General features: G+C 65.4%; 21 protein-coding genes and 1 tRNA gene. 11 read left to right on the top strand and 11 right to left on the bottom strand.

The window, feature by feature from the left end:
- A tRNA-Val gene (locus EEB15_RS19085) sits at window positions 1-75 on the top strand.
- A gap of 61 nt (window positions 76-136) precedes the next feature.
- Here the strand turns inward: EEB15_RS19085 and EEB15_RS19080 are convergent.
- Window positions 137-943, bottom strand: coding sequence for an NHL repeat-containing protein (locus tag EEB15_RS19080; RefSeq protein WP_141511470.1), 807 nt, complete (start codon window positions 941-943; stop codon window positions 137-139).
- A 171-nt stretch (window positions 944-1114) separates the two neighbouring features.
- Here EEB15_RS19080 and EEB15_RS19075 point away from each other — a divergent pair, with 171 nt between their 5' ends.
- Window positions 1115-1966: an N-formylglutamate amidohydrolase gene (locus EEB15_RS19075; protein WP_141511469.1), complete on the top strand. Its 852-nt coding sequence runs from the start codon at window positions 1115-1117 to the stop codon at window positions 1964-1966.
- Window positions 1963-3090, top strand: coding sequence for an NAD(P)/FAD-dependent oxidoreductase (locus EEB15_RS19070; RefSeq protein ID WP_141511468.1), 1128 nt, complete (start codon window positions 1963-1965; stop codon window positions 3088-3090). The genes EEB15_RS19075 and EEB15_RS19070 overlap by 4 nt, the downstream gene beginning before the upstream one ends.
- A gap of 13 nt (window positions 3091-3103) precedes the next feature.
- On the opposite strand, the gene EEB15_RS19065 is transcribed toward EEB15_RS19070, so the two are convergent.
- A complete protein-coding gene (locus EEB15_RS19065; RefSeq protein ID WP_141511467.1) occupies window positions 3104-4168 on the bottom strand; it encodes a quinone-dependent dihydroorotate dehydrogenase in 1065 nt (354 codons plus the stop codon).
- A gap of 44 nt (window positions 4169-4212) precedes the next feature.
- Between EEB15_RS19065 and rpiA the strand changes: the two genes are divergently transcribed.
- Window positions 4213-4884 (top strand): ribose-5-phosphate isomerase RpiA, encoded by a 672-nt coding sequence (gene rpiA, locus EEB15_RS19060; RefSeq protein WP_199236575.1) that lies wholly within the window; start codon window positions 4213-4215, stop codon window positions 4882-4884.
- Here the strand turns inward: rpiA and EEB15_RS19055 are convergent, their stop codons facing one another.
- The 5 genes from EEB15_RS19055 to EEB15_RS19035 all read right to left on the bottom strand — a co-directional run bounded on the left by EEB15_RS19055 (window position 4885) and on the right by EEB15_RS19035 (window position 11707).
- A complete protein-coding gene (locus EEB15_RS19055; protein WP_141511465.1) occupies window positions 4885-5538 on the bottom strand; it encodes a glutaredoxin family protein in 654 nt (217 codons plus the stop codon). It abuts the gene before it with no gap.
- Window positions 5539-5566: 28 nt separating this feature from the next.
- Window positions 5567-7612, bottom strand: a complete 2046-nt coding sequence (locus EEB15_RS19050; RefSeq protein WP_141511464.1) for a M3 family metallopeptidase — start codon at window positions 7610-7612, stop codon at window positions 5567-5569.
- Between the two features lie 84 nt (window positions 7613-7696).
- A complete protein-coding gene (folD, locus tag EEB15_RS19045; protein ID WP_141511463.1) occupies window positions 7697-8548 on the bottom strand; it encodes a bifunctional methylenetetrahydrofolate dehydrogenase/methenyltetrahydrofolate cyclohydrolase FolD in 852 nt (283 codons plus the stop codon).
- Between the two features lies 1 nt (window position 8549).
- Window positions 8550-9176: a response regulator transcription factor gene (locus tag EEB15_RS19040; RefSeq protein WP_141511462.1), complete on the bottom strand. Its 627-nt coding sequence runs from the start codon at window positions 9174-9176 to the stop codon at window positions 8550-8552.
- On the bottom strand, window positions 9173-11707 hold the full coding sequence (locus EEB15_RS19035) for a PAS domain-containing sensor histidine kinase (RefSeq protein ID WP_141511461.1): 2535 nt from the start codon (window positions 11705-11707) through the stop codon (window positions 9173-9175). Before EEB15_RS19035 ends, EEB15_RS19040 begins: the two co-directional genes overlap by 4 nt.
- 201 nt (window positions 11708-11908) lie before the next feature.
- On the opposite strand from EEB15_RS19035, the gene aceE reads away from it, so the two are divergent.
- The 4 genes from aceE to lpdA are packed head-to-tail and all read left to right on the top strand — an operon-like array spanning window position 11909 to window position 18762.
- Window positions 11909-14620, top strand: a complete 2712-nt coding sequence (gene aceE, locus EEB15_RS19030; protein ID WP_141511460.1) for a pyruvate dehydrogenase (acetyl-transferring), homodimeric type — start codon at window positions 11909-11911, stop codon at window positions 14618-14620.
- 29 nt (window positions 14621-14649) lie between these two features.
- Entirely contained in the window at window positions 14650-16311 is a 1662-nt protein-coding gene (gene aceF, locus EEB15_RS19025; RefSeq protein ID WP_141511459.1) for a dihydrolipoyllysine-residue acetyltransferase, read from the top strand.
- A 46-nt stretch (window positions 16312-16357) separates the two neighbouring features.
- Window positions 16358-16951: an MFS transporter gene (locus tag EEB15_RS19020; protein ID WP_141511458.1), complete on the top strand. Its 594-nt coding sequence runs from the start codon at window positions 16358-16360 to the stop codon at window positions 16949-16951.
- Complete coding sequence (gene lpdA, locus EEB15_RS19015) at window positions 16948-18762, top strand: dihydrolipoyl dehydrogenase (RefSeq protein ID WP_141511457.1); 1815 nt, start codon at window positions 16948-16950, stop codon at window positions 18760-18762. Before EEB15_RS19020 ends, lpdA begins: the two co-directional genes overlap by 4 nt.
- Before the next feature lie 16 nt (window positions 18763-18778).
- On the opposite strand, the gene EEB15_RS19010 is transcribed toward lpdA, so the two are convergent.
- Together EEB15_RS19010 and EEB15_RS19005 are read right to left on the bottom strand one after the other, a co-directional pair.
- The gene (locus EEB15_RS19010; RefSeq protein ID WP_255466354.1) at window positions 18779-19261 is read right to left on the bottom strand and encodes a pilin; all 483 of its coding nucleotides are present in this window, start codon (window positions 19259-19261) and stop codon (window positions 18779-18781) included.
- Complete coding sequence (locus tag EEB15_RS19005; protein ID WP_141511455.1) at window positions 19261-19824, bottom strand: C40 family peptidase; 564 nt, start codon at window positions 19822-19824, stop codon at window positions 19261-19263. The genes EEB15_RS19010 and EEB15_RS19005 overlap by 1 nt, the downstream gene beginning before the upstream one ends.
- Window positions 19825-19995: 171 nt before the next feature.
- Here EEB15_RS19005 and EEB15_RS19000 point away from each other — a divergent pair, with 171 nt between their 5' ends.
- A complete protein-coding gene (locus EEB15_RS19000) occupies window positions 19996-21108 on the top strand; it encodes a PQQ-dependent sugar dehydrogenase (protein ID WP_141511454.1) in 1113 nt (370 codons plus the stop codon).
- Between the two features lie 3 nt (window positions 21109-21111).
- On the opposite strand, the gene EEB15_RS18995 is transcribed toward EEB15_RS19000, so the two are convergent.
- Window positions 21112-21756: a response regulator transcription factor gene (locus tag EEB15_RS18995; RefSeq protein WP_141511453.1), complete on the bottom strand. Its 645-nt coding sequence runs from the start codon at window positions 21754-21756 to the stop codon at window positions 21112-21114.
- A gap of 19 nt (window positions 21757-21775) precedes the next feature.
- Window positions 21776-22864 carry a histidine kinase gene (locus tag EEB15_RS18990; protein ID WP_141511452.1) on the bottom strand — a complete coding sequence of 363 codons (1089 nt, stop codon included), beginning with the start codon at window positions 22862-22864 and terminating at the stop codon, window positions 21776-21778.
- A gap of 215 nt (window positions 22865-23079) precedes the next feature.
- Between EEB15_RS18990 and EEB15_RS18985 the strand changes: the two genes are divergently transcribed.
- The gene (locus EEB15_RS18985; RefSeq protein ID WP_141511451.1) at window positions 23080-25803 is read left to right on the top strand and encodes a PAS domain S-box protein; all 2724 of its coding nucleotides are present in this window, start codon (window positions 23080-23082) and stop codon (window positions 25801-25803) included.
- Window positions 25712-26155: a response regulator gene (locus EEB15_RS18980; protein ID WP_141511450.1), complete on the top strand. Its 444-nt coding sequence runs from the start codon at window positions 25712-25714 to the stop codon at window positions 26153-26155. The genes EEB15_RS18985 and EEB15_RS18980 overlap by 92 nt, the downstream gene beginning before the upstream one ends.
- Window positions 26156-26209 lie beyond the last annotated feature (54 nt).

Here is a 26209-nt window from a genome sequence, read left to right as displayed (position 1 = left end):
GGGTGATTAGCTCAGCGGTAGAGCACTGCCTTCACACGGCAGGGGTCGCAGGTTCAAACCCTGCATCACCCACCAGATTGCACAAAGAAAAAGCCGGCCTCGTGGCCGGCTTTTTCGTTTCCGATGAGGGTCGTATTCAGACCTGCGGCGTCGCCACGACAGTCCCATTGCGGAACGCGACGTTGGCCGGCGCGAAGTTCAGGGGGATGCTGCCGATGCGTCTGCCGGACAGAGCAACGACGGCGATCTCGTTGCGGGAAGCATCCGCGACATACGCGTACTTGCCGTCGGTTGCGACGTCCCAAGGGAGCACCCAGCCGGAGCCCAGTTCGCCCTGCACACGGCCGCTCGCGCCAAGCAGGAGAACTTTGCGCAGGCCCGGGTCAGCGACCAGCACGTTGGAGCCCAGGACCGTGAGCCCGCGCGGCGCGCTGAGGGCACCGGCGCCCAGGACGCGCGTGATGCGGCCGTCGAGGGAGAAGCCGACGATGCGCGAATGGCCCGAGTCCGAAACCAGTATCTCGTTCAGCCCCGCGGCGATCCCGTTGGGATAAAGCAATTCGCCTTCGCCGATCAATTTTCGTGAGGCACCGCTGGAATCGAATACCTGGACACGATGGTTGCCGGTTTCCAGGACGTATGCCAGACCGTTGATCACCACAACGCCTGCCGGGAAGTTGAGCTTGCCCTGTGTCTTGCCGACACCGCCGTAGCGCCTCAGCCGGCCATCGGTGCCGGTGATCGCCAGCGAATGCGTGCGGGCCACCGCCCGGAACTGCGGGCCGCTTGTGGAGGCTCGCATGGGCGCCTCGGCGTCGGCGACGGCAACCGACGGCATTTCGTCGTCACCGCCTCCGCCGCCGCAACCAGCCAGGGGGAGCAGGCCCAGTGCGGCAGCACCGCCGCCCAGGGATAAAAAAGAACGCCGGTCAATGGAACTCATTCACAGATTCTAGGTGCCATTCACACCTTGTTTCAAGAACAATTCCGTGGCATGCGTGGATAAGTAACGCTTTTGGCTCCGGCACGGGCGTGCGGCAAATTCGAGTGTGCGCATGGGCAGACATGGCCCGCCTGTTCGCTGCCGGGGTTCGCAGTGCGTGACAATCGCTTCATGAGCCTGCAGGTTGCAACCCTCGCGGGCACCACGCCGCTGGTGCTCGATTCGCCCCATAGCGGCGTGGCCTACCCTGACGATTTCCGCCACGCTTGCGATCCGGCTGCTCTGAGGCAGGCGGAGGACACGCACGTCGAAAAGCTGTACGACTTCGCGCCCGCGCTGGGTGTGGCGTGGGTCGAAGCGCTGTTCCCGCGCAGCTACCTGGACGTCAACCGGAACGTCACGGAGATCGACGTCGCGCTGTTCGAAGAACCGTGGCCCGGCCCGGTCGAAACCGAGGCGAAGGCACTGTCCAAAGTGAGGCTGGGCAAGGGACTCGTCTGGCGGATCACCGATGAGGGTTTGCCGATCTACGACCGGCCGCTGTCCGTGCGGGAGGTGCAAGCGCGCATCGAGCGCTGCTGGCAGCCGTACCACGATGCGGTGCGCGCGGCCATCGACGCGGCGCACGCCCGCCACGGCTACAGCATCCACCTCAACTGCCATTCGATGCCGGCCGTGGCGGGGGACTATTCCACGGACTTCCCGGGGCTGGTCCACGCCGACTTCGTGGTCGGCGATCGCGACGGCACCTCGGCTTTGCCGGCACTGTCGCGCATGATTTGCGATCACTTGAGGGCGCTCGGCTACAGCGTCGAATACAACCACCCCTACAAGGGCGTGGAACTGGTGCGGCGCTACGGCGACCCGGCGCATCACAGGCACAGCATCCAGCTCGAGATCAACCGGCGGCTCTATATGGACGAAGACACTTTGGCCTTGAATTCAGGATACGGACCGCTCAAGCAGAACTTGCGCTCGCTCGTTGAGCTGCTGCTGAACATCGACCCGCGCCGGAAATCCTGATGGACCAGGTCGATGCCATCGTCATCGGCGCCGGCGCCGTCGGGCTCGCCGTGGCTCGCGCATTGGCGCAGGGTGGGCGCGAGACCATCGTGGCTGAAGCGCAGGCTGCCATAGGGCAGGGCGTGAGCTCGCGCAACAGCGAAGTCATCCACGCCGGCCTGTACTACCCACCGGGCTCGCTGAAGGCGCAGCTGTGCGTGCGCGGCAAGGAACTGCTGTATGCGATGTGCGCGAGCCACGGCATCGGCCAGCGCAACTGCGGGAAGCTGGTGGTGGCGAACAGCGATGCCGAAGCGGCGGCGTTGCGCGGCCTGCAAGAACGTGCCGTGGCGAACGGCGTGCCGGTGCAATGGCTCGAAGCGGGCGAAGCGCAAGCGCTCGAGCCCGCGTTGCAGTGCACGGCCGCGCTGTTGTCGCCCACCACCGGCATTGTCGACAGCCATGGGTTCATGCTCGCGCTGCAGGGCGACCTCGAGAATGCCGGGGGCATGGTGGCGTTCGGGTCCGCAGTGGATTCCGCCGTGCTCGGGCGTGGCGGCGCGCCGCACGTCGTCCGCCTGGCAGATGGCAGCGAGGTGGCGGCCCCCGTCGTCGTCAATGCGGCGTCGCTTCACGCGTGCGCATTGGCGCGGCGCTTCGACGGACTCGATTCGCGCTTCATTCCCCGCGAGTACTTCGCCAAGGGCAGTTACTACGCGCTCGCGGGCCGGGCGCCATTCACCCGCCTGGTCTATCCGGCGCCCGCCGATGCCTGGCTGGGGGTGCACCTCACACTCGACCTGGGCGGCCAGGCCAAGTTCGGACCGGATCTCGAATGGCTCGAGGCCGACCGGCCGGAGAACATCGACTACAAGGTCGATCCTCGGCGCGCCGACGGCTTCTACGCCGAGGTGCGCCGCTACTGGCCCGCCTTGCCCGACGGCGCGCTGCAGCCCAGCTACAGCGGTGTGCGGCCGAAGATCTATGGCCCTGGCGAAAAGGCGCCCGATTTCAGAATCGACGGTCCGCAGCTGCACGGCGTCGCCGGGCTCATCAACCTGTTCGGCATCGAGTCGCCGGGCCTCACCAGTGCGCTCGCCATCGCCGAATACGTGGCGGCATTGCTGGAGCCCAAGCGTCAATGAAGCGGGTGGGCAGTTACGCCTTCTGAGCGGCCCCGCGCGGGCCCATGGCCTTGATCGCGCGAGCAGACTGGCTCACCAGGTCCGGGCCGCGGTAGATCAAGCCGGTGTAGATCTGGACCACGTCGGCACCCGCGCGGATCTTGCTCACGGCATCGTCCGCGCTCATGATGCCGCCCACGCCGATGATCGGAAACTTCGGGCCGAGCGCCGCGCGCAACAAGCCGATCACGCGGTTGCTGGCTTCCAGCACCGGGCTGCCGCTCAGGCCGCCCGCTTCGCCGGCATGCGGCAGGCCCTTGACTGCGTCGCGGCTGATCGTGGTGTTGGTGGCAACGACGCCGTCCATCGCATGCCGCTTCAGCGCGGCGGCGATCACCTCGACTTGCGCTTCATCCAGATCCGGCGCGATCTTCACGAAAACCGGCACCTTGCGGCCATACTGGCGCGCCAGAGTCTCGCGCCGCTGCGCGATCGCGCCCAACAAGCCTTCGAGCGCCTCGTCGCCTTGCAGCGAACGCAGGTTGCTGGTGTTGGGGCTGGAGATGTTGACGGTGACGTAATCGGCATGCGGATAGACACCGTCCAGGCCTACGAGGTAATCGCTCGTCGCGTTTTCGATGGGTGTCGCGGCGTTCTTCCCGATGTTGAGGCCCAGGATGCGGCCCTTCTTCCGGAACGACGACCGCTTGACGTTGGCGACGAAGGCTTCCAGGCCGTCGTTGTTGAAGCCCAGGCGGTTGATCAGCGCATTGGCCTTCGGAAGGCGGAACATGCGGGGCTTGGGGTTGCCCGGCTGTGGCAGCGGCGTCACGGTGCCCACTTCGACGAAGCCGAAGCCCATGGCGCCCAGGCCGTCGATGCACCGGGCGTTCTTGTCCAGCCCCGCGGCGAGGCCGACCCGGTTGGGAAATTTCAGCCCCGCGAGCTCGATGGGGTCGTCGACCATGCCGCTGCAATAGGCCCATTCCAGTGGCGTGCCCTGGACGCGCGCGAGCGAGTGCATGGTGAGCTCGTGGGCGGTCTCGGCGTCCAGGCCGAACAGGAAGGGACGCGCGAGCGAGTAGGGCAGCAGGGGCATGGATAATTTGCGGTTGAACTACCCAATTGTCTCAAATGACCTCAATGACCCAGGATGAACTGAAAGCGCTGGTCGGCCAAGCTGCCTTGCAATACGTGGTGGGCGGTGAAATCGTCGGTGTGGGAACCGGTTCGACGGTGAACAAGTTCATCGACGCGTTGGCTACGATAAAGAGCAGCATCCCCGGCGCGGTGTCCAGTTCCGTCGCGTCGACCGAGCGGCTCAAGGCGTTGGGCATCCCGGTGTTCGACGCCAACGACGTCGGCGAGATCGCCGTCTACATCGACGGTGCCGATGAGATAGACGCGCGCGGCAACATGATCAAGGGCGGCGGTGCGGCCCTCACGCGCGAGAAGATCGTGGCCGCGCAGTCGCGCCGCTTCATCTGCATCGCCGACGAGTCGAAGCTGGTGGAGGCTCTGGGCCGCTTTCCCGTGCCGGTGGAGGTGATTCCGATGGCCTCACAGCGCGTCATCCGCCAGTTCCAGGCCATGGGCGGGCAAGCGCGCGTTCGCCTGAAAGACGGGCAGCCCCTGGTCACGGACAACGGCCAGCACATTTTGGACGTGAGCGGCCTCTCGATCACCGAGCCGCTGCAGTTCGAAAGCGATGTGAACCAATGGCCCGGCGTGGTGACTGTGGGCGTATTCGCCCATCAAAAAGCCGCGGTGTGCCTGCTCGGCACCACCAGCGGCGTCAAGACGCTCGCGTTCTGATCAGAACTTGATGCCGGCCGGATTCTCGGCGGGCGCAGGCGCTGGTGTCGTCGCGGCACTGGGGCTCTGAGCCGCCGGAGCGGGAGCGCGAGGCGCCTGCGCTTCCTGCGCCGCGACCAGCGGAGAAGCCGGGCGCTGCACGTAGCCGGCAGGCAGCTGAGAGGTTGCCGGATAGCCGGCAGCATCCAGGAATTGCACCCATTCAGGCTGCGAGTAGCCCGTGATCTGCTGGCCGCCGATGGTGAGGAAAGGCAGGCTCGTGGCGCCCATGCGCTTGAGTGCCTCAATGTCTTCGCGCGACGTGACCGTTCTTTCGGAGAAGGGGACGCCGCGGCCGGAAAGCATGCTGCGCCCAGCGCCGCAAGGCCCGCAATCGGGCGCCGTATACAAGACTACCGGGTACCGGGTGGCGGCTTGGCGAAGGGCAAACGGCAGGGCTGCGACATCGGTGCCGCCGCCGCCGGGCAGGGCCACGGATTTCGCGGCGCTGGCCCGCGTTGCCGGATTGAGGGGCGCCTGGTCCGAAAAGGTCACCTTGCCGTCGGGGCCGACGATGCGGTAGACCTGTTGCGCATTCGCGTCAGCAGCACCCAGGCCGGCCAGCGCGGACAGGCTCACGGCGCCGGCGGCAAACAAGGAACGGGCTTTAATCATCGGTCAAGGCTCCAGTTCAGTAAGGGGTTCAGGCCATTCCCTGGTGCCGAAGCAGGGCGTCCAGGGACGGTTCGCGGCCGCGGAAGGCCTTGAACGACTCTATCGCAGGCCGGCTGCCGCCAGCCTCCAGGATAGCCTGCCGGTATTTTCGTCCGGTTTCAATGCTGGGCAAGCCGTCTTTACCCGCAGTCTCCTCGAAAGCGGCGTAGGCGTCCGCGCTCAGGACTTCGGCCCACTTGTAGCTGTAGTAGCCCGCGGCATAACCGCCCGCGAAGATATGGCTGAACGTGTGCGCCGTGCGGCTGAAGGGTGGCGGCTGGATCACCGCGACCTCCTGGCGCACCTTGGCCAGCAGCGGCATGAAGTCCTGCGCCGGATCATGGTCGGTATGCAGCAGCATGTCGAAGAGCGCGAATTCGATCTGGCGCACGGTGCCCAGGCCGCTCTGAAAGTTCTTGGCCGCGATCATCTTGTCGAACAGTTCGCGCGGCAGCGGCTGGCCGGTGTCTACATGCGCCGTCATGTGGCGCAGCACGCTCCATTCCCAGCAGAAGTTTTCCATGAACTGGCTGGGGAGCTCCACTGCGTCCCACTCCACACCGCTGATGCCCGACACATCGCGCTCGTTGACCTGGGTCAGCATATGGTGCAGGCCATGGCCCGACTCATGGAACAGGGTGATCACATCGTCATGCGTGAGCAGGGGCGGCTTGCCGTCCACGCCCTCCGCGAAATTGCACACCAGATGGGCCACGGGCGTCTGCAGCTTGCCGTTGTCGGGCCGCAACCAGCGCGCACGGACATCGTCCATCCACGCGCCGCCGCGCTTGCCGTTGCGCGCGGCCGGGTCGAGGTAGAACTGGCCCACCAGCTCGGTCGACATGCGTTCGCCGTCGCGGCGTTCGCGCTCGATGCGATAGAACTCCACGCCCGGGTGCCACACCGGCGCAACGTCGCGGCGGATCGTCACCTCGAACAGCGTTTCGATGATCTTGAACAGGCCCGCCAGCACCTTGGGCGCGGTGAAGTACTCCTTGACCTCCTGCTCGCTGAAGGCGTAGCGCTCTTCCTTCAGCTTCTCGCCGATGTAGGGCCAATCCCAGGCTTTGGGGTCTTGCAAGCTGAGCTTCTCGGCCGCAAACGCGCGCATGTCGGCGATGTCTTTTTCCGCGTAGGGCTTCGCGCGCCGGGCCAGGTCGCGAAGGAAGTCGACCACCTCCTGCGGCGACTGGGCCATCTTGGGCACCACCGACACTTCGCCGAAATTGCGGAACCCCAGCAGCTGCGCTTCTTCACGGCGCAGCGCCAGGATTTCCTGGATCAGGGCGCTGTTGTCGAACTTCGGGTCACCCTGGTCGCTTGCGCGGGTCACGTATGCGCGGTACATGCGCTCGCGCAGCGGGCCGCTGTGCGCGAACTGCATCACGGGCAGGTAGCTGGGCATCTTCAGGGTGAGCTTGTAGCCGTCCTTGCCATCAGCCTGCGCAGCCGCCCGGGCCGCCTGTACGACGTCGTCGGGCACACCGGTCAATTCGTTTTCAGCGGCGTAGTACGAGAAGGCGTCGGTGGCGTCCAGCGCGTTCTCGCTGAACTTCTGGCTCAGCTCCGCCTGGCGCTCCTGGATCGCGGCGAAGCGGTCGCGTGCGGCACCGGTCAGTTCCGCGCCGCCCAGCACGAAGTTGCGCACGGCGTTCTTGTGTGCCTGGCGCTGTTCGGCATTCAGCGTCGCGGGATCGATGGCCTTGTACTTGGCGTAGAGGCGCTCGTCGGAGCCCAGGCGCGTCCAGAAATCCGTGACCTTGGGAAGCGCCTCGTTGTAAGCGGCGCGCAGCTCGGGCGTGTCCGCCACGCTGTTGAGGTGGCCCACCACGCCCCAGGCGCGGCCGAGGTTTTCGGTGGCCGTGTCCAGGACCTTGGCGATGTCTTCCCAGCGGTTGGGGAAACCCACTTCGGTCACTGTCTGCAATGCTTTGTCGGCCGCGGCCAGCAGCGTGTCGGTGGCCGGCGCCACGTGTTCCGGCTGGACCTTGTCGAAGAGGGGGAGGTCGGTGAAGTCGAGGAGGGGATTGCTCATGACGCACATTTTGCGTCATGACAAATGACTTCGCTTCGCTCAATGACAAATGACTGAGTCCATCCGCGCTTCATTCGTCATTTGTCATCGCGCCGCGCGCTCGGCCGCTTCCAGCGTATTGACGAGCAACATCGCGCGCGTCATGGGGCCCACCCCACCGGGCACGGGGGTGATCCAGCCGGCGACTTCCTTGACACCGGCAAAGTCGACGTCGCCGCAGAGCTTGCCTTCGTCGTTGGTGTTCATGCCCACGTCGATGACCACCGCGCCGGGCTTGACCATGTCGGCGGTCAGCACGTTGCGCTTGCCGACCGCAGCCACGATGACGTCGGCCTGCAGGGTCATGGCCTTCAGGTCCTGGGTGGCGCTGTGGCAGATGGTGACGGTGGCGTTCTTGCCCAGCAGCATCATGGCCATGGGCTTGCCCACGATGTTGCTGCGGCCGATCACTACTGCGTGCTTGCCGCGCAGGTCGTAGCCGATCGATTCGAGCATCTTCATGCAGCCGTGCGGCGTGCAGGGCCAGAAACCCGGCTGGCCGACCATCAGCGCGCCGGCGCTGGCGACGTGGAAGCCGTCGACGTCCTTGGCCGGCGAAATGGTTTCGATGACCTTGTGCGCGTCCATGTGCTTGGGCAGCGGTAACTGCACCAGGATACCGTGGACGGCCGGGTCTTCGTTGAGTGTGCGGATGCGGGCGAGCAGCTCGTTTTCGGCCATGGTGGCCGGGTAGCGCTCCAGCGTGGCCGCCAGGCCCGTCTCGGTGCTGTCGTTGACCTTGTGCTTCGTGTACACGGCGCTGGCCGGGTCGTCGCCGACCATGATGATGGCCAGTGCGGGTTGGACGCCGCGGGCCTTCAGGGCCTGGGTCCGGCCCGAAACCTCGGCGCGGATCTGCTGGGCAAGCGCCTTGCCGTCGATCAACTTCGCTGCCATCTCAAGCCTTGGGTGCGTTCTGGCCCAGCGCGATCTTCAAGAGGTCGGCGACCGTGTTGGCGTTGAGCTTTTCCATGATGTTGGCGCGGTGTGCTTCCACCGTCTTGATGCTGATGCCCAGGTCGTCGGCGATCTGCTTGTTCAGGCGCCCGGCGACGATGCGCTCGAGCACCTGAGCTTCGCGCGACGTGAGCTTGGACAGCAGGGCATCGCGGCTCGCGGCGCTCTGGTACTCGGCGAAGGCGCCTTTGGCGTGTTCGAGCATGCGCTCGACCAGGCTCACCAGTTCTTCTTCCTTGAAAGGCTTCTGGATGAAGTCCATCGCGCCTTTTTTCATCGTGTTCACGGCCATCGGGACGTCGCCGTGGCCGGTGATGAAGACGATGGGCAGGGGTGACTTGCGCTCGATCAGCCGGTCCTGCAGCTCGAGGCCCGTCATGCCGCCCATGCGTATGTCGACGATCAGGCAGGCCACTTCGCGCGGGTCGTAGCGGGAGAGGAAGGACTCGGCGGAGTCGAAGCAGCGGACGCGATAGTCCTTGCCTTCGAGCAGCCATTGCAGGGAGTCGCGCACTGCTTCGTCGTCGTCGACGACATACACAGTACCCTTTTTGGGAATCAAACTCATGCAGTCACCCCAGCGTCTTTATTTACTATCGAATTCGTAGCGCCGGAGACAGGAATCCAGAAGGAAAAACGGCACCCGGCGACTTCGGTGCCATTGTAGATGTTCTCGGCCTGCATCCGGCCCTGGTGCGACTCGACGATGGTCCGGCACAGGTTGAGGCCGATGCCCATGCCTTCGACCTTGGTCGAGAAGAAGGCTTCGTAGAGGCGGTCCATGACTTCGGGGGCCAGGCCAGCGCCCGAGTCCAGCACCGAAAACTCCACGACCGGCTGCTCGTCCACCTGCTTGGGGATCACTCGCAGCTCCACGCTGCGGCGCGCGGCCGGGCGCTTGGCATGTTCGATCGACTCGGCGGCGTTCTTCAACAGGTTCACCAACACCTGCTCGATCAGGATCGGGTCCACCAGCAGCTTGGGCAGGCGCGCCGCCACGTAGTGCGACAGGCGCACGTTGCGCCGTCGCAGCTCGATCTCCGCCAGTTCGACCGCCTCGTTGACCATCAGCGTCACGTCGGACAGCGTGCGGTTCGGCTCACTGCGCTTCACGAAGCTGCGAATGCGCTGGATGATCTGGCCCGCGCGCTGCGCCTGTCGCGCGGTCTTGTCCAGGGCGGCCAGCAGGTCGTCTTCGTTGATCTGCTTGCCCTTGATGCGCGACACCAGGCCGTTGCAGTAGTTGTTGATGGCCGTCAGTGGCTGATTCAGCTCGTGTGCGACGCTCGACGCCATTTCGCCCATGGTGATGAGGCGGCTCGCTGACTGCGCGCGTTCGGCCTGCGCGGCCGATTGCTCTTCGGCGTGGCGCCGCGGCGTGATGTCGGTGGCGATCACCATTTGCGCGAGGCGGCCGTCCACCCAGTTCAGGTAACGCGAGCGCACTTCCAGCCATTTGCCCAGCTCGGGAACGAAGATTTCCGCATTCTCGGACAGCGCGGCGGTCAGCGCGCCGGTGGGAAGGCCGACGAACGAGTCGACCTCGTCCGACGATTCGTCGGTGCGCGGGTGTTCCGGCACGCCGGCCTGCGCCACCATCTGCAAGTGCCCCGCCGTCTGCACGCCGAACCACAGGCGATACAGCTTGTTGGCGAACAGCAGTTCCTCGCTGCCGAGCGGCGCCACGGACACGGACGCGTCGAGCGCTTCCAGCACGGTGGTGAACCGCTCGTAGGAAGCCGACAGCTGCTCGCGGATGCGATTGGGCTCGGTGATGTCGGTCATCGACGTCATCCAGCCGGTCTGGTGACCCTTGGCGTCCACAAGAGGCGACACGTAGAGCCGCGCGTCGAAGAGCGTGCCGTCCTTGCGCTTGACGCGCACCTGGAAGCCGCCGGGCGTCGTGCGCCCGTGCAGCTCGTCGTCGAGACGCGCGGCGAGTTGCTCGCGGTCGGCTTCCGGCCAGTAGGGGAATGGGGGAGTGCGCCCGACCAGCTCGGCTTCGCTCCATCCCGTCATCTGGCAGAACGCAACGTTGACGTAAGTGATGCGTCCTTGCATGTCCAGCGCACGCATGCCGGTGAGCATGGAGTTCTCCATCGCACGGCGGAAACTCGTCTCGGCCACCAGCGCCTGCTGCGCCTGCATGCGGCGCCGCGTGTGGCGGAAATTGCCGATCAGCATCCACGCGGTCATCACGCTCAGGGTGCCGACCAGCCAGAACAGGCCGCTGCCAATGACGCCCAGCGAGGTGCGATACGCCTGCGCGCGGATGATCAGCCCATTGCCGACAGGAGAGACCGGGATCTCGTATTCGTTCGCCTGCGCGGCCCAAGGCAACAGCTGCGTTGCAGGGTTGCGGGCCGCCACGGAGTTGCCCGCCAGGACACGGCTCTTGCCGTCGAGCAGGGCCACGGCGTATTTGGCGGCGACTTCGGCAGGAACGCCGTAGCGCAGCAGGCCGTCGATGGAGTACTCGCCGAGGATCACGCCGCCGAACTTGCCCTGTTCCGTCAGGGGCACGTGCAACTGGAGGAGCCCCGTGCCTTCACCGCCTGCGGCCGGCTGCGAATAGACCGGCTGCTGCAGGTCGCGCGCCAGGCTGTAGATGTTCTCCGTCTCGCCCGCGCGCAGCACCGTGCCGGCGGGGCGCAGGTGCTGGCTGGCCACACTGGGCGCGGCATAGCTGGCCTTGATGCGGCGGCGCTCGTCGATCCAGGTCAGCGCCTGCAGCTCCGGGTACTGGATCACCATCGATTCCGCGCGGCCCACGAATTCTTCCGCGTCCACTTCCTTGTTGGAAATGTCCCGTGCGATGCGCATGAGCTGTTCTTGCCGCTCGAGCAGGCGCAGGCGCACGCGCTGCTGCGCGTATTCGACGTCGCGCTTCACGGCTTCCTGCTCTCGATCCATCTCTTCCAGCCGCAGGTAACCGAACGCTGCAATGATGGCAGCGAGGAACAGCACCACCGCGGCAAGCGGCGCCAACATGGCAAAGCGGTCCTGGTGGACCGGGGTCTGGCGGCGCCACCAGTGGCGCCACCACGCCACCGGCGCGACGGCGTCCTGAGGGTCGTTGGCGTGGACGGGGTCTTGCATGAAGCCTCAAGTGTAGGGGGTGAGGTTCGGTGCCCCCATGAGACTCAACGTTCCGGCCTCGGCTTGGACTACGCAGTAACCACAATATGAAATGAGCACGCACCATTTGAAATTTGAAAAAAACTATGCGACACTCGAGTCACGGTACGGGGGCACCGTACTAAATTACGTCAGCCCATAAGGCACAACACAGGAGACAACATGTCAGCACAGCCCGATAACCTGTTCGGCTCGGCCGCCAACGATGCGGATGCGCAGGAGACGCGTGAATGGATCGACGCCCTCTCGGCCGTCATCGAAGCCGAGGGGCCCGAGCGGGGCCATTTCCTGCTGGAGCAATTGCTCGAGCAGGCGCGGCAGCAGGGCATCGACCTGCCGTTTTCCGCCACCACGGGCTACGTCAACACGATCGAATCCCATGACGAGGTGCATTGCCCGGGAAACATCGAAATCGAGGAACGGTTGCGCGCCTTCATGCGCTGGAACGCCATGGCCATGGTGGTCAAGGCCAACCGGCACCATCCGGTGGATGGCGGCGACCTGGGCGGCCACATCGGCTCCTTCGCCTCGCTGGCCCACATGTTCGGCGCCGGCTTCAATCATTTCTGGCACGCCGAGAACGAAAACCACGGGGGCGACTGCATCTTCATCCAGGGCCACGTGTCGCCCGGCGTCTATGCCCGCGCCTACCTGGAAGGCCGACTGACAGAGGAACAGCTGCTCAACTTCCGCCAGGAAGTGGACGGCAAGGGCCTCTCGAGCTACCCGCACCCCAAGCTGATGCCCGAGTTCTGGCAGTTCCCCACCGTGTCCATGGGCCTGGGCCCGCTGATGGCGATCTACCAGGCGCGCTTCCTGAAATACCTGCATGCCCGCGGCATTGCCAACACCGAGAACCGCAAGGTCTGGGTGTTCTGCGGCGACGGCGAGATGGACGAGGTGGAAAGCCTGGGCGCCATCGGCCTGGCCGCCCGCGAAAAGCTGGACAACCTGATCTTCGTCATCAACTGCAACTTGCAGCGGCTTGACGGCCCGGTGCGCGGCAACGGCAAGATCATCCAGGAGCTGGAGGGCGAATTCCGCGGCTCCGGCTGGAACGTGATCAAGCTGGTGTGGGGCAGCGGCTGGGACCCGCTGCTGGCGCGCGACAAGGACGGAGCGCTGCGCAAGCTGATGATGGAAACGCTGGACGGCGACTACCAATCCTTCAAGGCCAACGACGGAGCCTACGTCCGCAAGCACTTCTTCGGCCGCGACCCGCGCACGCTCGAGATGGTGGCCCACATGAGCGACGACGACATCTGGAACCTGAAGCGCGGCGGCCACGACCCGCAGAAGGTGTATGCCGCATACGACCGCGCCGTCAAGCACAAAGGCCAGCCCACGGTGCTATTGATCAAGACCGTCAAGGGCTTCGGCATGGGCAAGATCGGCGAGGGCAAGAACAACGTGCACCAGACCAAGAAGCTGAACGACGAGGACATCAAGGCCTTCCGGGACCGCTTCAACATCCCAATCCCGGACGGCCAGCTCGCCGACATCCCGTTCTACAAGCCGGCGGATGACACGCCCGAGATGCAGTACCTGCACGCCCGCCGCAAGGCGCTCGGCGGCTACCTTCCGCATCGCCGCGTGAAGGCCGACGAGAGTTTTACCGTGCCCTCGATCGAGACCTTCAAGTCCGTGATGGAGCCTACTCCCGAGGGCCGCGAAATCTCGACGACCCAGGCCTATGTGCGCTTCCTCACCCAGTTGCTGCGCGACCAGGCCCTGGGACCGCGGGTTGTTCCCATCCTGGTGGATGAGGCGCGTACCTTCGGCATGGAGGGCCTGTTCCGGCAGGTCGGCATCTACAACCCCGCGGGCCAGCAGTACACCCCGGTGGATAAAGACCAGGTGATGTACTACAAGGAAGACGTCAAGGGACAGATCCTGCAGGAGGGCATCAACGAGGCCGGCGGCATGAGCAGCTGGATCGCTGCGGCCACCAGCTACAGCACCAGCAACCGCATCATGGTGCCGTTCTACGTCTACTACTCGATGTTCGGCTTCCAGCGCATCGGTGATCTGGCCTGGGCGGCCGGCGACATGCAGGCCCGGGGCTTCCTGCTGGGCGGCACTTCGGGCCGCACCACCCTGAACGGCGAAGGACTGCAGCACGAGGACGGCCACAGCCACATCCTGGCGGGCACGATCCCCAACTGCGTGAGCTACGACCCGACCTTCGCCCACGAAGTCGGCGTGATCCTGCACCATGGCCTGAAGCGCATGGTGGAGAAGCAGGACAACGTCTACTACTACATCACGCTGTTGAACGAGAACTACCCGATGCCCGGCCTGCAGCCCGGCACCGAAGAGCAGATCGTCAAGGGCATGTACATGTGCAAGCCGGGGGCTGCGCTGCCCAAGGCACCTCGCGTGCAACTGCTTGGCAGCGGCACCATCCTGCGCGAGTCGATTGCGGCGCAGGAGTTGCTCGAAAAGGACTGGGGCGTCGCAGCCGATGTGTGGAGCTGCCCGAGCTTCAACGAGCTGACTCGCGACGGCCAGGACGCTGAACGGTACAACCTGTTGCACCCGACGGAGAAGGCCCGGGTATCTTTCGTCGCACAGCAACTCGAAAAGCACGGCGGCCCGGTCGTGGCCTCCACCGACTACATGAAGGCGTACGCCGAACAGATCCGGCCCTTCATCCCCAAGGGCCGCACCTACAAGGTGTTGGGTACCGACGGGTTCGGCCGCAGTGACTTCCGCAGCAAGCTGCGCGAGCACTTCGAAGTCAATCGCCACTACGTCGTTGTCGCTGCGCTCAAGGCGCTGAGCGAAGACGGCACGGTGCCGGTCGCCAAGGTCGCCGAGGCGATCAAGAAATACGGAATCAAGGCGGACAAGGTCAATCCGCTGTACGCTTGACGGCAAGAAGAAGAACGGAGAACAAGAACATGGCATCGATAGAAGTGAAAGTCCCCGACATCGGGGACTTCGATGAAGTTTCGGTCATTGAATTGCTGGTCAAGCCTGGCGACACCGTCAAGGCAGAGCAGTCGCTGATCACGGTCGAGTCGGACAAGGCTTCGATGGAAATCCCGTCGTCCTCGGCCGGCGTGGTCAAGGAGCTGAAGGTCAAGCTCGGCGACAAGGTCAAAGAGGGTTCGGTGTTGCTGGTGCTGGAGAGCGCCGGTGGTGCGGAATCCAAGCCGGCTGCTGCTGCGCCGGCGCCTGCCGCGCAAGCGGCCGCCAGCCCCCCGCCTGCTGCCCCGGCACCCGCCGCCGCAGCCGCGAAGACCGGTCCTGTCGAAATCCGCGTCCCCGACATCGGCGACTTCAAGGACGTTGCGGTCATCGAGTTGCTGGTCAAGCCCGGCGACACGGTCAAGGCTGAGCAGTCGCTGATGACGGTCGAATCGGACAAGGCATCGATGGAGATTCCGTCGTCGTTGGCCGGGGTGGTGAAGGAGCTGAAGGTCAAGCTCGGCGACAAGGTCAATATTGGTGACCTGATCGCGGTGCTGGAAGGTGCGGCTGGCGCGAGCCCCTCACCCCAGCCCTCTCCCCAAAGGGGCGAGGGAGCAAGTCCCGCTCCTGCAACTGCTGTTGCGCCTGCACCCGCTGCCGAGCGCACGCCGCCCACGGCCGCGCTGCCGCCGCACGAGCCCGGCACGCCCACCGGCCAGCTGCCGCACGCGTCGCCGTCCGTGCGCAAGTTCGCGCGCGAGCTCGGCGTGCCGCTGGAAGAAGTGAAGGGCACCGGCCCCAAGAGCCGCATCACGCAGGAGGACGTGCAGGCGTTCACCAAGGCCGTGATGAAGGGTGAAGCCACCACCAAGGCAGCCGGCGGCAAGGCGCCGGCGGGCGGTGGCGGCGGCGAGGCCCTGGGCCTGCTGCCCTGGCCCAAGGTCGATTTCGCGAAGTTCGGGCCCGTCGAGCGGCAGGACCTCAGCCGCATCAAGAAGATCAGCGGCGCCAACCTGCATCGCAACTGGGTGATGATCCCGCACGTCACCAACCACGACGACGCGGACATCACCGACCTCGAAGCTTTCCGCGTGATGCTCAACAAGGAAAACGAGAAGTCAGGTGCCAAGGTCACGATGCTGGCCTTCCTCATCAAGGCCAGCGTGGCCGCGCTGAAGAAGTTTCCGCAGTTCAACTCGTCATTGGACGGCGAGCAACTGGTGCTCAAGCAGTACTTCCATATCGGGTTCGCGGCGGACACGCCCAATGGCCTGGTCGTTCCCGTCATCAAGGACGCCGACAAGAAGGGCGTCATCCAGATCAGCACCGAGATGGGCGAGCTCGCCAAGAAGGCGCGCGACGGAAAGCTCGGCCCCGCCGACATGTCGGGTGCGTGCTTCACCATCTCATCCTTGGGCGGAATTGGTGGGCGCTATTTCACGCCCATCATCAACGCGCCCGAAGTCGCGATCCTCGGGGTGTGCAAGAGCCTGATGGAGCCGGTGTGGGACGGCAAGGCGTTCCAGCCCCGGCTGATGCTGCCGCTGTCGCTGTCGTGGGACCACCGCGTGATCGATGGTGCCGCGGCCGCCAGGTTCAACAGTTATCTCGGCGCTATATTGGCGGACTTCCGCCGTACCATGCTGTAAGGAACGCGCCGCGTTCCACGCGCGGCAAACTGGAGCCATAAAAAGAATGACGACCGTTGTGGTGGTAAGAAAAGCGGGCCAGATCGCGATCGCTGCGGACACGTTGGTGACCTTCGGCGACACGCGCCTGGCGAACCGGTACGAGGACAACACCAAGATCTTCAAGGTCGACACCGACACCGGCCCCAGCTACCTGGGCATGGCCGGCACGGTGGCGCACTTCCCGGTGTTGCGCAAGGCGATCGGTTCGATGCCGCGAGAGTTGCTCAAACTCGGCAACCGCGACGAGGTCTTCGACACGTTCACCAAGCTGCATCCGTACCTGAAGGAAAACTTCTTCCTGCAGACGAAAGAGGAAGACAGCGACCCGTACGAGTCGAGCCAGTTCAGCGTCGTCATCGCCAACGCCACCGGCATCTACGGCTTGTACAGCTACCGCGAAGTGTTCGAGTTCAAGGAGTTCTGGGGCATCGGCTCGGGCCGGAGCTTCGCGTTGGGCGCCATGTATGCGATCTATGGCAAACCCAAGATCACCGCGCGCGAGATCGCGGAGGCCGGCATCGCGGCAGGCTGCGAGTTCGACCGTAATTCGGCCGCACCTGCCGATGTGTTCACAATAAAAATGAAAGAAGCCAAATGAGTCTGGTCGAAGTGAAAGTCCCCGACATCGGGGACTTCGACGAGGTGTCCGTCATCGAGTTGCTGGTCAAGCCCGGCGACACCATCAAGGCCGAGCAATCGCTGGTCACGGTGGAAAGCGACAAGGCATCGATGGAGATTCCGTCGACGCACGCGGGCGTGATCAAGGAGCTGAAGGTCAAGCTCGGCGACAAGGTGAAAGAAGGATCGGTGTTGCTGACGCTGGAGAGCGCCGATGCCGCAGTTCCCTCACCCCAGCCCTCTCCCGCAAGCGGGAGAGGGAGCGAGCTCCCCGCATCTTCTCCCTCTCCCGCTCCGGCGGGAGAGGGGCGGGGTGAGGGTAGGCCCGCCCCGGTCGCCTCGACCTATGCCGGCGGCGCCGACATCGAATGCGACATGCTGGTGCTCGGCGCCGGCCCGGGCGGCTATTCGGCCGCTTTCCGCGCCGCCGACTTGGGCATGAAGGTCGTGCTGGTCGAGCGCTACGCCACCCTGGGCGGCGTTTGCCTGAACGTGGGTTGCATCCCCTCCAAGGCATTGCTGCACGTCGCGGCCGTGATGGACGAGGTGAGCCATTTCGAATCGCTCGGCATCAGCTACGCCAAGCCCACGATCGAGCTGGACAAGCTGCGCGCGCACAAGGGCAAAGTGGTGGGCAAGCTCACGGGCGGCCTCGCGGCAATGGCCAAGATGCGCAAGGTCACCGTGGTGCGTGGCAACGGTGAGTTCGTCGACCCGTACCATGTCCAGGTCGAAGAGACCACGGGCAGCGGCCAGGAAAAGACCGGCAAGAAGCAGACGATCAAGTTCAAGAACGCGATCATCGCCGCCGGCTCGCAAGCCGTGCACCTGCCGTTCATGCCCAAGGACCCGCGCGTGGTGGATTCCACCGGCGCGCTCGAACTGGGCGGCAGCCCCAAGCGCATGCTGATCCTCGGTGGCGGCATCATCGGCCTGGAAATGGGCACGGTGTATTCGACGCTGGGTGCGCGGCTCGACGTGGTCGAGATGCTCGACGGCCTGATGCAGGGCGCCGACCGCGACCTGGTGAAGGTGTGGCAGAAGATGAACACGCCGCGCTTCGACAACATCATGCTCAAGACCAAGACCGTGGGCGCCGAGGCGACCCAGGACGGCATCCTGGTGAAGTTCGAAGGCGAACAGGCGCCCAAGGATCCGCAGCTCTATGACCTGGTGCTGCAGGCCGTCGGCCGCAGCCCCAACGGCAAGAAGATCGGCGCCGAGAAGGCCGGCGTCACGGTGAGCGACCGCGGCTTCATCCCGGTCGACATCCAGATGCGCACAAACGTGCCGCACATCTTCGCCATCGGCGACATCGTGGGCCAGCCCATGCTGGCGCACAAGGCGGTGCACGAGGCCCACGTGGCGGCGGAAGTGGCTTCCGGAGAAAACGTGGCGTTCAACGCCCGCGTGATCCCGAGCGTGGCCTACACGGATCCGGAAGTGGCGTGGGTCGGGCTGACCGAAGACCAGGCCAAGGCCGAAGGCATTGCGATCAAGAAGGGCCACTTCCCGTGGACCGCTTCGGGCCGCGCCATCGCTAACACGCGCGACGAGGGCTTCACCAAGCTGCTGTTCGACGCGAATACGCACCGCATCCTGGGTGGGGGCATCGTCGGCACGCACGCCGGCGACATGATCGGCGAGGTCGCGCTGGCCATCGAGATGGGCGCGGACGAAGTCGACATCGGCAAGACCATCCACCCGCATCCCACGCTGGGCGAAAGCATCGGCATGGCGGCGGAAATCGCGCACGGCACCTGCACCGACGTGCCGCCGCCGCGCAAGTGAAGCGCAGTAGCCGCGCCTAGCGGCAGCGCATCGGCAGCAGGCCCACCGGAATGTCGGTGCGGTCTGCGCCCGTCACGGTCATCTTGTCCGGCACCGCTGCCTTGGCGCAGATCCACGCCACGGGCACCATGCGGGCATCTTCGACGCCGGCCGGCCGCAGGCTCAGCGTCTTGCCCTTGAGGGCGCGGTTGGCGCTGTTGCCGAAGCGGATGTGGATCACGCCTTCCTGCATCGTGACCGAACTCACCAGCGTGCTGACGATCTTTTCAGGTGGGGGCAGCCCGGCGGCAGCGTTGTCGGCGGGAAGCGGCTGGCTCTGGCTCCAGGCTGCCGCGACGGGCGGTTTCGCAATGTCCGCGAGCGGCAAGGCTTCGGCGATCTGTTCGCGCGCCAGCTTGTCGACGTAGGTGGGTAGGGCGATGAGGGCCAGGATCGCCATCACCGCGATGACCACCATCAGCTCGATGAGCGTGAACGCCCGGCAGTGGGCCCGTTCGATCAGGGTTGCACCGTCGCGGTTTCGGCCGCGGGCGAGAGCCTCAGCACGCGACGCGCACCGTCGAAGCGCTGTTTCCAGTAGCTCTGGCCCATGTCCTCGACCCGTACCTGGGCGCCAGGCTTGGGCGAATGGATGAACTTGCCTTCGCCGACGTAGATGCCCACGTGGCTGAAGGCGCGCCTCATGGTGTTGAAGAACACCAGGTCGCCGGGCTGCAGGTCCTTCTTGTCGATGGTCTGCGTGGCCGCGGCTTGCTCGTTGGCCCGGCGCGGCAGGACGAGGCCAATCGTTTGCTCGTACATCGCGCGGACGAAACCGCTGCAGTCGAAGCCGGTCTCGGCACTGTTGCCGCCACGGCGGTAGGGCACACCGAGGAAACCCATGGCTGTCACCACGAGGTTGGAAGTGCGCTCGGCCACGGTATGGCGCACTTGCTCCAGCTTGGTGATGAAGAGGCCCTTTTCTTCCATGAAGCGGCCGACGTCGTCTTCGGCCGAAACAGGCGGGCTCGCGTGGGCGGTCAGGGATGCCGCGAGCAGGAAAAGGCTGAGCCACTTGAACATTGGCACGCAGGATAACCGGGTCCGATCTTAGAAGTCAAGTGAGGTGTCGATTGCAACTCGTTGATTTATATAAACAACGCATTGACTTACTTGCCCAAACGACCCCGTGCGGGCCGCTTGTGGAGAACAATGCGGGGATTCCAACCCACGTTTGTCTTGTCAGGAGCACCCATGCGCGCCACCGTCCGGAAGGTTCTGTTCGCCACCGCCTTCGCTATTGCCTGCTTGCCCGTAGTGGCCTCGGCCCAAACGCTGCGGGCCGAGGAGGTGGCGATGGGCCTCGAGAACCCGTGGGCGGTAGCCTTCCTGCCGCAGAGCCGCTATCTCGTCACCGAGCGCCCAGGGCGCATGCGGATCATCGACGCCGGCGGGAGGATGGGCACGCCGCTGGCCGGCCTGCCGGAAGTCGCGGCGGGTGGCCAGGGCGGCCTGCTGGACGTCGTTCTGGACTCGGCCTTCGAGCAGAACCGCACCCTGTACTTCTGTTTCTCGGAACCCGGTGGGGCGGGCAACAGCACTGCGCTGGCGCGCGCCCGGCTGTCAAGGGACGCGTCGCGGCTGGAGGACGTCAAGGTGATCTTCAGCCAGAAGCCCAAGGTGTCGAGCCGCCTGCACTTCGGCTGCCGCATCGTCGAGTCGCGTGACGGCTTGCTGTTTCTCACCCTCGGCGACCGTTTCCAGCGCAAGGACGATGCCCAGACGCTGGACAACCACCACGGCAAGGTCGTGCGGCTGACCAAGGAGGGGTCGCCGGCGCCTGGCAACCCGTTTTCCGGCCAGCCGGGGGCGCTGCCGGAAATCTGGAGCTATGGCCATCGGAATTCGCAGGGCGCGACCCTCGGGCCGGACGGCCGGTTCTGGATGCACGAACACGGCCCGCAGGGCGGTGACGAAATCAACGTGCCGCAGGCGGGCCGCAACCACGGCTGGCCCGTCATCACCTATGGCGAGAACTACGGCGGCGGGAAGATCGGCGAGGGCATCACCGCCCGCGCCGGTATGGAGCAGCCCTTGCACTACTGGGTGCCGTCGATCGCGCCATCCGGCATGGCGTTCCTCACCAGCGACCGTTATGGGCCGGCCATGAAGGGCAACCTCTTCATCGGGTCGCTGAAATTCGGCTACCTGGCCCGGCTTGAACTGGCCGACGGCAAAGTGGTGCGCGAACACAAGCTGCTGCAAGGTGTCGGGCGGGTCCGCGACGTGCGGCAAGGCCCGGATGGGTTGCTCTACGTGCTGACAGACGAGTCCAAGGGACGCCTGTTGCGGCTGCTGCCGCAATGAGGGCTAAGGCTTGACCAAGCCCTTGCGCACTGCGTAGAGCGTCAGGCTGGCGATGTCGTTCAGCCGCAGCCGCTCCATGATGCGAGCGCGGTGCACGTCCACCGTCTTGGGCGACAGGCCCAGCTCATAGGCGATTTCTTTCGACGCACGGCCCTGTGCGATCAGCTTGAGGATTTCGACCTGCCGATGGGTGAGCTCATCGTCCACCGTCGGTTCCGACGGCTGCAGCAGGCGCTGCGCGATCGCCGGGCTGAAGTAGCTGCCGGTGGCCATGACGCTGCGCACGGCCTGCTCCAGTTCGAAGGGTGGGGCGTCCTTCATGAGGTAGCCGCAAGCGCCGTTGGCAACCGCGCGCTTGACGAAATCGACCGTGTCGTACATCGAAAGCACCAGCATGCGCACCTGCGGGTGCTTTCCGTGGATTTCGGAGATGGCCGTGATGCCGTCCATGCCGGGCATGGAGATGTCGGTCATGACGACGTCGGGCATCAGGTCTTCGACCAGCGCGATCAACTCCTTGCCGTCGCGCGCCTCCGCGATCACCTCCACGCCGTCGACCATCGACAGCAGGGCCTTGATGCCCGAGCGGACCAGGTCGTGGTCATCCGCGAGCACGACCCTGATTTTTGGCGGCGGGGTGGTTTTCATCGTTCCTCCTTTTTGTAGCTTACAGGACGGCACGCATTGCCACGCCGTGTCCGGGCCGCGTGCGGATGTGCAGCCGCCCCCCGGCAAGCTCGGTGCGCTCGATCATGCCGTAGAGACCGACGTTGCGCTCGCTCGGCTGGCCGTCCAGCAGCACATGTTTGTCGAAGCCCACACCGTCGTCGATGATGAGCACGCCGATCCGCCCGTCGGGCAGGAAGCGCAAGCGCACGGTGATGAGCGATGCCTGTGCATGCCGCACGACGTTGTTGAGCGCTTCCTGCACCAGGCGCAGCGCCACCGACGCGGTTTCGCCCAGTACCTTGGGTTCCTGCCCACGTGAAGTGACGGCAAAGGCCAGCCCTGCCGGTTCGGCGATGCGTTGCACGGCCGATTGCGCGGCAGCCACCAGGCCCAGAAGATCGAGCTGGGCGGGCCGAAGGGAGAAGGAGAGCGTCTTGAGCTGCTTGACAGCGCCCTGTGCCATGTCCATGGCCGTGTCAGTGTGCTTCTGCGCGGTGGCCGGGTCGGCTGTGCGCTTGGCCGCGTGCAGGTGAATCACCATACCGGTAAGCGTTTGGCCCAACTGGTCGTGCAGCTCGCGGGAGATCACGGTGCGTTCGCGTTCCTGCGCGACCACCAGCCGCGCGGACAGTTTCTTGAGCCGCCGGTAAGCAGACTCGAGTTCGCGGCCCAGGCGTTCCTGTTCGAGCACGCGCTGGCGCTCGGTCATCACCCGCTCGATGATTTGCGGCAGCGTTCCCAGCTTGTCTTTGGTGAGGTAGTCCTTGGCGCCGCAGCGCAACACATGCACCGCGGCTTCCTCGCCGATGGCGCGTGTCACCACCACGAGCGGTGTGCCGCAGCGGCGAGCCACCAGGATCTGCAGCGCCGCGTAGGGGGAGAACCGCGGCATGTTGAAGTCGCAGAGGATGACGTCGAAATCCTGCTGCAGCGCTTCCGTGAAACCGGGGGCGTCGTCGACCCGGTGCAACACATAGCGCCGGTGCGGATCGGCACGCTCCAGCGCGATCGCCATCAGTTCCACATCGTCGGGGTTGTCCTCGACGCTCAGCAGCCTGATGGTGGCGGGTTCTGAGGCGTTGGTCACGGCATCATTGGAAGTTGCATCAGTTTACCTGCTGGCGCGCGCTGTGGTGGGTTGTCTGGGTACCTTGTTCTTAAGTCGTCTTCCCTGCTTGACAGATGTATCCATCCGGCCAAACTCTACCGAGACGTTGTTGGTTCGTCACCGCGTACGGGCACAGATCGCGAGCGGTGCGGAGGGTCGTCAAGGCTCTCTCATAAAACACAGGGATTCCTGTAGTGTTGCGTACGTTTGGCCTGCGGGCCGCGCTGACGTTGCTTGTGCTGATCGCCATCGCGCCGGTGTTTGGCATCGTCGTGCAGGCTTCGCTGTCCGAGCAGCGCAGCCGCGTCGAGCGAGCGGAAGGCAGCCTGCGTTCCGTGGTCGACCTGGCGGATGCACAGCAGGAACGCTTCATCGACGGCGCCCGCCAGGTGCTGGCCGCGATGGCGCACTCGCCCCCCTTGTACGGCGAGGACGCGGCGGCATGTGCCGCGTACCTGAAGCGCCTGCAGCAGGAGTATCCCGTCACCTATGGCGCGTTCGGCTTGCTGGACACGCAAGGCCAGCTGACATGCCGCGCCACCGCGCCGGCCACGCCTGTGAATTCGAGCGATCGCCTGTTCTTTCGCAAGGCAATCGAAACCGGTCGATTCAGTGTGGGGGAGTTCACGCTCAGCCGTGCGAGCGGCCGCGCGGTGCTGACATTCGGGCTTCCGGTCTACCGGAACGACGAGTCGCGCAGCCTGCGTGGCGTCGCCTACCTGGCCATGGACGTGGCGCAGGCACATGACCACCTGCGCAAGCTGGCCCTGATGCCCGAGATGACCTTGTTCGTGGCCGACCGCAACGGCGTGGTGATCGCCGCCTCGGGCGCCAAGGAGGTGCGGGTCGGCTCGCCACTCCCCGAGCCGTTCCTGCGGCAGGCCATCGCCCGCGGCCAGCCGCGCTTCGAGCGCGGCACCGGGGCCGACGGCGCCGAGTGGCTTTACGCGGTGAGGCCCGTCGGGCGAGCGGACGAAGGCCTCCTGCACGTTGCCGCCATGGTGTCCAGCGCCGACCTGCTGGCACCGGCGACGCAGCGGCTCCATCAGCAGCTGGGCGCGCTGATCGTCATTGCCTTGTTGGCCGGCGCGGCGGCGTGGGTGTTCGGCGACCGGATCGTCGTGCGGCCCGTTGCGCGGATGCTGCAGCGGGTGGATGCGCTGCGCAGGGAAGAATCCGCGCTGGACGGCTCGGTGCCGCCCGGCGGCTTGCTGGAACTGCGCGAGCTGGAGGAGCGCTTCCAGGACATGGCCCGCGGCCTGGCCGAGCGCTCGATCCAGCGCGATGGGGCGATGGCCGAAATGGCCGCGCAAAAGACCTTGCTGGGATCGATCTTCGACAGCATGGCCGAAGGCGTGCTGGTGGTCGGCCGAGACGGCCGCTTCAATCACATCAACGCAGCCGCGCACGCGATCATGCCGGGCCTCGCGCAGCTCAATCGGCAGGCCGACCCGGTGCGCGCGTCCGCCGAAGAGTGGGGGGTGTACCACCTCGACGGCGTGACGCCGATGGACCCGGAGGGGCGGCCCGCGCTGCGCGCGCTGTCCGGGGAGAACCTGGACAACTTTCGCTACGTCATCCGGGGGCGCTTGTCCGGCGGGCCTGACAAGATCATCCAGGGCCACACGCGCACCTTGATGTCGCCGCAAGGCGAGCGGGACGGCGCCGTGCTGGTGTTTGCCGACATCTCCGCGGCGTACAGGGCCGAGCAGGCGCTGAAAGACAGCGAACAGCGTTACCGCGCGCTGTTCGAGTCGAACCCGCACCCGATGTGGGTCTACGACCTCGAGACGCTGCGCTTCCTCACGGTGAACGACTCGGCCGTCGCCCATTACGGCTATTCGCGGGACGAATTCCTGGCGATGACCATCAAGGACATCCGGCCGGCGGAGGACGTGCAGGCGCTTCTCGCCGCCGTGGATGGCAACGATGGGCTGCGCACGCTGGAGCCCTGGAAGCACCGCCTGCGCGACGGCCGGTTGATCTATGTGGAGATTTCGTCGCACACCCTGGACTACGGCGGGCGCCGCGCGAGGATGGTCCTGGCGCACGACATCACCGAACGGCGGCTCGCGCAGCAGGCGCTGGAGCACATCAACGAGACGCTGGAGCGCCGCGTGGGCGAGCGCACGCGCGAGCTGGACATGTCCAACCGCGAGCTGGAGTCCTTTTCGTATTCGGTGTCGCACGACCTGCGCGCGCCGCTCCAGGTCATCGACGGATTTGGCCGCGCGCTGGTGGCCCGCTATTCGCAGGCGCTGGATCAGCAGGCCCGGCACTACCTGGATCGCATCCGCGACAACACCCGCCAGATGGGCGAGCTCATCGACGACCTGCTGTCGCTCGCGCGCGTGACGCGCACGGAGATCCGGGCCGAGCCGGTGAATCTTGCCCCCAAGGCCACCCAGATCATCGAACGCCTGCGCCAACGCTGGCCCGACCGGCAAGTGGCGGTCGAGATCGACGAAGACATGAGCTGTTCGGGCGACGCGCGGCTCCTGGCCGTGGTGCTGGAAAACCTCATCGAGAACGCCTGGAAATTCACCGCGCGCACGCAGGGCGCGCGGATCCGCATCGGCCGCAAGGCCGGGGAGGCCGGCGAAAACGTCATCTACGTCTCGGACAACGGCGCCGGCTTCGACATGGCGTACGCGGCCAAGCTCTTCAACGCCTTCCAGCGGCTGCACGCGGCCAGCGAATTCGACGGCACGGGCATCGGCCTCGCCACCGTGCACCGCATCATCACGCGCCACGGCGGCCGGGTCTGGGCCGAAGCCAGCCTGGGGCAAGGCGCCACGTTCCAGTTCACCCTGAAAGCAGTCAAACATGAAGAACAGCCGCATCCTGCTGGTCGAAGACAATCCGGACCATCAGGAGCTGACCCTGATGACACTGGCCGAGAACAATGTGCTCAATGAGGTTGTCGTTGCCAGCGACGGCATCGAGGCGCTTGAATACATGTTCGGAACGGGCCGCCATGCGGGGCGCGACGCGCGCGACGTGCCCGCCCTGGTGCTGCTGGACCTGAAGCTGCCCAAGCTGGGCGGGATCGAGGTGTTGCGGCAGATTCGCGACGATGAGCGGACGCGTCATGTCCCCGTGGTCATCCTCACGTCGTCGAGCGAAGAAGAAGACATCGTCGCCAGCCTGGAAAACGGCGCCAACAGCTACGTGCGCAAGCCCGTCGACTTCGGCCGCTTCGTCGAGCAGGTGCAGCGCCTGCAGGTCTACTGGCTGCTGGTTCATGAGCCGCCGGGCGGGCGCAAGTAGGGCAAATTCTTAAACCGGTGCGCCGCATTTGCCTAAGTGCGGTGCGTGTCCGCA

The organism is Ramlibacter sp. WS9, from assembly GCF_003797765.1.
Lineage (GTDB): Bacteria > Pseudomonadota > Gammaproteobacteria > Burkholderiales > Burkholderiaceae_C > Ramlibacter.
The sequence above is the reverse complement of the archived record's forward strand: the minus strand, read 5'-3'. Positions and strand labels throughout refer to the sequence as shown.

Bases quoted from the DNA above. Each gene is read 5' to 3' on its own strand.
- EEB15_RS19080 (WP_141511470.1), bottom strand. From the start codon at position 943: ATGAGTTCCATTGACCGGCGTTCTTTTTTATCCCTGGGCGGCGGTGCT.
- EEB15_RS19075 (WP_141511469.1), top strand. From the start codon at position 1,115: ATGAGCCTGCAGGTTGCAACCCTCGCGGGCACCACGCCGCTGGTGCTC.
- EEB15_RS19065 (WP_141511467.1), bottom strand. From the start codon at position 4,168: ATGCCCCTGCTGCCCTACTCGCTCGCGCGTCCCTTCCTGTTCGGCCTG.
- rpiA (WP_199236575.1), top strand. From the start codon at position 4,213: ATGACCCAGGATGAACTGAAAGCGCTGGTCGGCCAAGCTGCCTTGCAA.
- EEB15_RS19055 (WP_141511465.1), bottom strand. From the start codon at position 5,538: ATGATTAAAGCCCGTTCCTTGTTTGCCGCCGGCGCCGTGAGCCTGTCC.
- EEB15_RS19050 (WP_141511464.1), bottom strand. From the start codon at position 7,612: ATGAGCAATCCCCTCCTCGACTTCACCGACCTCCCCCTCTTCGACAAG.
- folD (WP_141511463.1), bottom strand. From the start codon at position 8,548: ATGGCAGCGAAGTTGATCGACGGCAAGGCGCTTGCCCAGCAGATCCGC.
- EEB15_RS19040 (WP_141511462.1), bottom strand. From the start codon at position 9,176: ATGAGTTTGATTCCCAAAAAGGGTACTGTGTATGTCGTCGACGACGAC.
- EEB15_RS19035 (WP_141511461.1), bottom strand. From the start codon at position 11,707: ATGCAAGACCCCGTCCACGCCAACGACCCTCAGGACGCCGTCGCGCCG.
- aceE (WP_141511460.1), top strand. From the start codon at position 11,909: ATGTCAGCACAGCCCGATAACCTGTTCGGCTCGGCCGCCAACGATGCG.
- aceF (WP_141511459.1), top strand. From the start codon at position 14,650: ATGGCATCGATAGAAGTGAAAGTCCCCGACATCGGGGACTTCGATGAA.
- EEB15_RS19020 (WP_141511458.1), top strand. From the start codon at position 16,358: ATGACGACCGTTGTGGTGGTAAGAAAAGCGGGCCAGATCGCGATCGCT.
- lpdA (WP_141511457.1), top strand. From the start codon at position 16,948: ATGAGTCTGGTCGAAGTGAAAGTCCCCGACATCGGGGACTTCGACGAG.
- EEB15_RS19005 (WP_141511455.1), bottom strand. From the start codon at position 19,824: ATGTTCAAGTGGCTCAGCCTTTTCCTGCTCGCGGCATCCCTGACCGCC.
- EEB15_RS19000 (WP_141511454.1), top strand. From the start codon at position 19,996: ATGCGCGCCACCGTCCGGAAGGTTCTGTTCGCCACCGCCTTCGCTATT.
- EEB15_RS18995 (WP_141511453.1), bottom strand. From the start codon at position 21,756: ATGAAAACCACCCCGCCGCCAAAAATCAGGGTCGTGCTCGCGGATGAC.
- EEB15_RS18980 (WP_141511450.1), top strand. From the start codon at position 25,712: ATGAAGAACAGCCGCATCCTGCTGGTCGAAGACAATCCGGACCATCAG.